Source organism: Micromonospora sp. NPDC049891 (assembly GCF_040660295.1).
Taxonomy (GTDB): domain Bacteria; phylum Actinomycetota; class Actinomycetes; order Mycobacteriales; family Micromonosporaceae; genus Micromonospora.
The window spans coordinates 160,322-166,787 of the sequence record NZ_JBFAML010000014.1; the positions used below are offsets into that span (position 1 = coordinate 160,322).

At 72.5% G+C, this 6,466-nt stretch carries 4 protein-coding genes; all 4 read left to right on the plus strand.

All coding sequences use genetic code 11. The annotated features are described in order from the left end of the window. Positions 1-3: 3 nt before the first annotated feature. From AB0I71_RS19530 to mraY, 4 genes are read left to right on the plus strand one after another with little or no spacing between them, the layout of a single operon-like run. Positions 4-2,226: a penicillin-binding protein 2 gene (locus AB0I71_RS19530; protein ID WP_357586476.1), complete on the plus strand. Its 2,223-nt coding sequence runs from the start codon at positions 4-6 to the stop codon at positions 2,224-2,226. Between the two features lie 46 nt (positions 2,227-2,272). Continuing rightward, a complete protein-coding gene (locus tag AB0I71_RS19535) occupies positions 2,273-3,829 on the plus strand; it encodes a UDP-N-acetylmuramoyl-L-alanyl-D-glutamate--2,6-diaminopimelate ligase (RefSeq protein WP_357586504.1) in 1,557 nt (518 codons plus the stop codon). Continuing rightward, the gene (murF, locus tag AB0I71_RS19540; protein ID WP_357586478.1) at positions 3,826-5,253 is read left to right on the plus strand and encodes a UDP-N-acetylmuramoyl-tripeptide--D-alanyl-D-alanine ligase; all 1,428 of its coding nucleotides are present in this window, start codon (positions 3,826-3,828) and stop codon (positions 5,251-5,253) included. Before AB0I71_RS19535 ends, murF begins: the two co-directional genes overlap by 4 nt. Further along, positions 5,250-6,383 (plus strand): phospho-N-acetylmuramoyl-pentapeptide-transferase, encoded by a 1,134-nt coding sequence (gene mraY / locus AB0I71_RS19545; protein ID WP_357586480.1) that lies wholly within the window; start codon positions 5,250-5,252, stop codon positions 6,381-6,383. The genes murF and mraY overlap by 4 nt, the downstream gene beginning before the upstream one ends. Positions 6,384-6,466: the final 83 nt, after the last annotated feature.

The window sequence follows — 6,466 nt, forward strand, 5'->3', positions numbered from 1 at the left end:
GCCGTGCCACCGAGGTCGGAGGAACCGCGCCGGGACGCCGAAGGCTCCCGGCGCGGTTCGTCGCGTGGCGGCGAGCAGCGGGGGGTGCCGCCCCGTTCGGCGGGGGAGCGGGACGTGGAGCCGGGCATCGGCGGCATCTCCGACGCCCGCGCCTACACCCCGCGGGGCCGTTCCATTCGCGAGGGCGGCGCGCCCTCCGGCACCGGGCGCGCGGAGCAGCGGCGTACCCCGCGCAGCAACCGGTCACAGGATCCGTTCCGGCCGGCTCTCCAGGTCCTCGACGGTGGCCGGGGTACCGCCGGGCGACCGGGCGGTCCGGCCCGCCGCAACGGTGGCGCCGGACGGGCCACGGTGACCCGTGCCGTCACCGACCGGACTCCGCGCGACGAGCCCCCGGTCACCGCCCCCCGACGGCGGGTCGCCGCTCGGGAGCCGCGGCGTGCGGACCGGCCGCCCCCGCGCCGACCGTCGCGTAAGCCACCCCGGCCGCCCAAGCTGGCCGACTCGGGGCGTCGCCTGCGGCTGGGTACCGCGCTGACCCTGGCCCTCTTCGTCGCCGTCGGCGTGCGGCTCGTCGTGCTCCAGGCGGTCGACACTCCGGCGTACGCCGACGGTGGGCTCGCCGACCGGACGCGGACCGTGCAGCTGCCCGCGCCGCGTGGCGCCATCTTCGACCGCTCCGGCGAGGCCGCCCTGGCGCACAGCGTCGAGGCCCGGTACGTCTACGCCGACCCGACCCGGGTGGTGGACATCGCGGCGACCGCGCGGGCGCTCTCCCCGCTGCTCGGCATCCCGGCCTCGGAACTGGCCGAGAAGATGAAGCCCCGGAAGCGGATCAACGGCGTCGACTCACAGTTCGAGTACCTGGCCCGGGGGGTGGACATCAGCCGCGCCAAGGAGATCATGGCGCTGAAGCTGCCCGGCATCGCCACCCATCGAGACGAGCGGCGCGAGGTGCCCGGCGGGGATCTCGCCGCCAACCTGATCGGTTTCACCAGCCCGGACATGGTCGGACTGGAGGGCCTGGAGGCGCGCTTCGACGACCTGCTGCACGGCGAGGACGGCCAACGGGTCTTCGAGGTCGGTCTGGGGGATCTGGCCGCGCCCATTCCCGGTGGCTACAGCCGCACCACGAAGGCCAAGCCGGGCAGTTCGGTGGTGCTCACCGTCGACCGCGACCTGCAGTACATGGTGCAGCGCATCCTCAGCGAGCGGATGCAGCAGGTGCAGGGCAGCACCGGGGCTGCCGTGGTGCTGGACGCGCGTACCGGTGAGGTGCTCGCCCAGGCCAGCCACCCCACCTACAACGCGGCGAAGCCCTTCCCGAGTGAGCCGACCGACCGGGAGGACGCGGCCACCAGCTTCATCGTCGACCCGGGTTCGGTGCACAAACCGATCACGTTCGGCGCCGCTCTGCAGGAGGGGGTGATCACCCAGGAGACGTCGTTCCCGGTCGCCAACGCCATCCGCAAGGGCGACACCTGGTTCCGCGACACCCATCAGGCGGACGGGCGCCGGATGAGCGTCGCCGGCATGATGGCGTACTCCTCGAACGTCGGCACCATTCAGATCGCCGACAAGCTCGGCGCGGAACGCCTGCTGGACTACCAGCGGCGGTTCGGTCTGGGCAAGCCGACCGAGGTCGGCATGCCCGGTGAGGCGAGCGGGCGACTGCTGCCGGTGCAGGAGTGGAGCGACTCGTCGCACGGGTCGGTGCCGATCGGGCACAGCGTGGACGCCACCCCGTTGCAGATGGCCGCCGCCTATGCCGCCATCGCCAACGACGGCACGTACGTCCAGCCGCACCTGCTGAAGGAGACGATCGCGCCGGACGGGAAACGGACCCCCGCGCCGGAGCCGGAGACCCGGCAGGTGCTCAGCCCGGACAACGCCGCCGCCCTGCGCACGATCATGGAGGCGGTCACCACTGTCGACGACGCCACAGGTCTGGCCGCCGCGGTCCCGGGTTACCGGGTCGCCGGCAAGACCGGCACCGGCTGGCGGCTGGTCGACGGCAAGAAGCAGCCCGGCGAGGTCGCCTCGTTCATCGGGATGGCCCCGGCGGAGAACCCGCGCTACGTGATCGCGGTCTTCGTGCACAGCCCGAGCGGCGGTGGCGGCCAGATCTCGGCGCCGGCCTTCCGGGAGATGATGACCTTCACCCTGCGTCACCATCGGGTACCGCCGTCGACCGAACCGGCACCGACGTTCACCGTTTTCCCGTAGCCGCCACCTGCGGTTCGACTCCATGAGACGGAGATTCAGGCGCGCCGTGCGGCCCGGACCGAGCGACCGGGTAGGGTCTGACGCCGTGCGCGGCAATCCTCGTCCCCGTTCCGTGACCGGAATCCGGCTCGGTGACCTGGCCGCCCGGCTCGCCGTGGCGTCCCCGACAAGTGCCGACCCGATGGTGACCGGGGTGACCCACGCCAGCGGCGAGGTCCGCCCCGGTGATCTGTACGCGGCCCTGCCGGGCGCCCGACGGCACGGCGCGGAGTTCGCCGCCGCCGCGGCGACCGCCGGTGCGGTCGCGATGCTCACCGATCCGGCCGGTGCCGAGCGGGCCGCCGACAGCGGGCTGCCGACCCTGGTGGTGGCCGATCCCCGGGCGGTGCTCGGCACGCTCGCCTCGGCCGTCTACGGCGACCCGACGGCTGGGTTGACCGTGATCGGGGTGACCGGCACCGCCGGCAAGACCTCCACCGCGTACCTGGTCGAGTCGGGGCTGCGCGCGGCCGGCCACACCACCGGCCTGATCGGTACCGTGGAGACCCGCCTGGGTGATCTGGTGATCGACAGCGTGCGGACCACGCCCGAGGCCACCGACCTGCACGCCATGCTGGCCGCTGCCGGTGAGCGTGGAGTCACCGCCGTGGTCATGGAGGTCTCCAGCCACGCCCTGGCGATGGGCCGGGTCGGTGGGGTGCGGTTCACCGTCGGCGGCTGGACCAACTTCGGTTCCGACCACCTGGACTTCCACGCCGACGCCGAGGACTACTTCGCCGCCAAGGCTCGCCTGTTCGACGGCCGGTGCGCCGTCGAGGTGCTCAACCACGACGACCCGGCGTTGAAGGCGCTGTTCAAGCCGGGCACGGTCAGCTTCTCGGCGGCCGGGGACCCGGCCGCCACCTGGTGGGCCGACGAGTTGACCGGCGAGGGGTACGCGCAGCGGTTCACCGCACACGGTCCGGACGGGCTGGTGCTGCCCGCCCGGGTGGCGCTGCCCGGCCGGCACAACGTGTCCAACGCCCTGCTGGCCATCGCCAGCCTGGTGGCCGCCGGGGTCGGCCCGGTGACCGCCGCCGAGGGAGTGGCCGCCTGCGGGGGCGTGCCCGGCCGGCTGGAGTCGGTGGGCGTGGCCGGTGGGGTGCGCGGGGTGGTCGACTACGCGCACAAGACCGACGCCGTGGTGGCCGCGTTGGCCGCGCTGCGTGAACTCAGCACCGGTCGGCTGATCTGCGTCATCGGCGCCGGCGGCGACCGGGACCGGGGCAAGCGGCCGGCGATGGGTGCGGCCGCCGCGGCCGGTGCCGACGTGGTGGTGGTGACCGACGACAACCCCCGTACCGAGGATCCGGTGGCGATCCGTGCCGAGGTGCTCGCCGGCGCCCAGCAGGCCGGTGCGTCGGCCCGGGTCATCGAGGTCGGCGGTCGCCGCGCGGCGATCGACGAGGCGGTGCGGCTGGCGGCGCCGGGCGACGTGGTGGCCCTGCTCGGCAAGGGGCACGAGCGGGGCCAGGAGATCGCCGGCGAGGTGTACCCGTTCGACGACCGGACCGAACTCGCCGACGCGCTGCGGAGCCGCTTCGGGGATCTGGAGGGCCAGTGATCACGCTCAGCCTGGCCGAGTTGGCCTCGGCGGTCGACGGTCGGCTGGTCGCCGCCGATCCCGACGCGCAGGTCACCGGCAGTGTGGAGTTCGACTCCCGCAAGGTCACCTCCGGTGGGCTCTTCGTCGCCTTTGACGGGGAGAAGGTGGACGGCCACGACTTCGCCGCCGCGGCCGTGGCGTCCGGTGCGGTGGCCGTCCTGGGCACCCGCGAGGTGCCCGGGGTACCGATGATCATCGTCGCCGACGCGTTGGCCGCGATGGGCCGGCTGGCCCGTGCGGTGGTGGACCGGCTGCCCGGGCTCACCGTGATCGGGTTGACCGGTTCCTCCGGCAAGACCACCACCAAGGACCTGATCGCCCAGTTGACCGCCCGGCTCGGGGAGACGGTGGCCCCGCCCGGGTCCTTCAACAACGAGCTGGGGCACCCGTACACGGCGTTGCAGGCCGGACCGACCACCCGCTACCTGGTGATGGAGAAGGGCGCCCGGGGCATCGGCCACGTGCGGTACCTCTGCGAGGTCGCGCCACCGCGGATCTCCGTCGTGCTCAACGTCGGGGTGTCGCACATCGGCGAGTTCGGGTCGCAGGAGAACATCGCCCTGGCCAAGGGCGAGCTGGTCGAGGCGCTGCCGGCCGACGGCCTGGCGGTGCTCAACGCCGACGACCCGCTTGTCGACGCCATGGCCGCCCGGACCGCGGCCCGGGTGATCCGCTACGGCGAGTCGGCGCATGCCGACGTGCGGGCCGTGGACGTGACGCTGGACGAGCGGGGGCGGCCCGCGTACACCCTGGTCACGCCGGAGGGCAGGGCGCCGGTGCGACTCGGGCTCACCGGCCGGCACCAGGTCTGGAACAGCCTGGCCGCCGCCGCGGTGGCCCGGGAGCTGGGGATGCCGCTGGCCGAGCTGGCCATCGCGTTGGGCGCGCTCGGGTTGGTTTCCACCCGTCGGATGGACGTCTTCGAACGCACCGACGGGGTGACCGTGATCGACGACTCGTACAACGCCAACCCGGCGTCGATGGCGGTGGCGCTGCGGGCGCTGGGTGGCATCGGCGCGGGACGGCGTACCGTCGCGGTGCTCGGCTACATGGCCGAGTTGGGCGAGTTCGAGGCGCAGGGACACGCCGAGGTGGGCCGCCTCGCGGCCGAGCTGGGCGTGGACCGGCTGCTCGTGGTCGGCGAGGCGGCCTCGTCGATCCACCACGGGGCGACATCGGTAGGTGACTGGGGAGGAGAGTCGGTGCTGCTCACCGATCAGGCGGCGGCCGTCGAGGTGCTGCGCAGCGAGCTACGGCCGGGCGACGTCGTCCTGGTGAAGGGCTCCCGGTACCGGACCTGGGAGGTGGCCGACGCACTGCGCGTCGACGCCGCCGGGGACGGCACGGGTACGTCGGCGTCGGCCGGAGGTGGCGCCGCGTGAGAGCGGTGATCGTGGCCATCGGGGTGGCCTTCCTCGTCTCGCTGTTCTGCACCCCGATCGCGATCCGGGTCTTCACCCGGCTCAAGGCGGGCCAACCGATCCGGACCGATGGTCCGCAGATGCACCAGGGCAAGAAGGGCACGCCGACGATGGGCGGCGTGGTGTTCATCCTGGCCACCGTCATCGCGTACGTGGCCGGTCACCTCGCCCTGACCACCCTGCCGGACGCGCAGATCGCCCAGGTCGAGCCGACCATCACGGCGCTGGTGCTGCTGGGGCTGATGGTCTTCTGTGGTGCGGTCGGCTTCATCGACGACTTCCTGAAGGTGCGCAAGCGGCACAGCGGTGGCCTGAGCGCGCGCGGGAAGCTGCTCGGGCAGATCCTGGTCGGTGCGGTGTTCGGGGTCGTCGCGCTCTGGTTCCCCTCCACCATGACCGACGCCTCGGGCGCGGTGACCAACACCGAGACGGTCGGCAGCACCACGCTCAGCTTCATCCGGGACATCCCGGCGCTGGACGTCACCAAGATCGGCGCCGTGATCATCTTCATCTTCGTGGTGATGGCGGCGACGAACGGCGTCAACCTCACCGACGGGCTCGACGGGCTGGCCACCGGGGCCTCGGTGATGGTGCTCGGCGCGTACGCGGTGATCGCGTTCTGGCAGTACCGCCACTGGTGCGCCGACCCGGCGTACACCGCGAATCCGGACAACTACTGCTACACGGTCCGGGACCCGCTGGAGATCGCGCTGATCGCCGGGGCGGCGGCCGGGGCCTGTGTCGGCTTCCTGTGGTGGAACACCTCGCCGGCCCGGATCTTCATGGGCGACACCGGAGCGCTCGGTCTCGGTGGCCTGATCGCCGGCATGGCGATGTCCACCCGCACCATCCTGCTCCTGCTGATCATCGGTGGCCTGTTCGTGATCATCACGATGTCGGTGGTGATCCAGATCATCTCCTTCAAGACCACAGGCAAGCGCGTCTTCCGGATGTCCCCGCTCCAGCACCACTTCGAACTGGCCGGCTGGAGTGAGGTCAACATCGTCGTCCGGTTCTGGATCATCGCCGGCATCGGTGTGGCCATCGCCCTCGGCCTCTTCTACAGCGACTTCCTGGCCAACATGGGCTGACCTCCCCCCCTCCCCCCCCCGGCCCCCTATCGCTGTGGTTGATCAAGAAGTTTGGGTCGGGATCCGCGCCGGATCCCGACCCA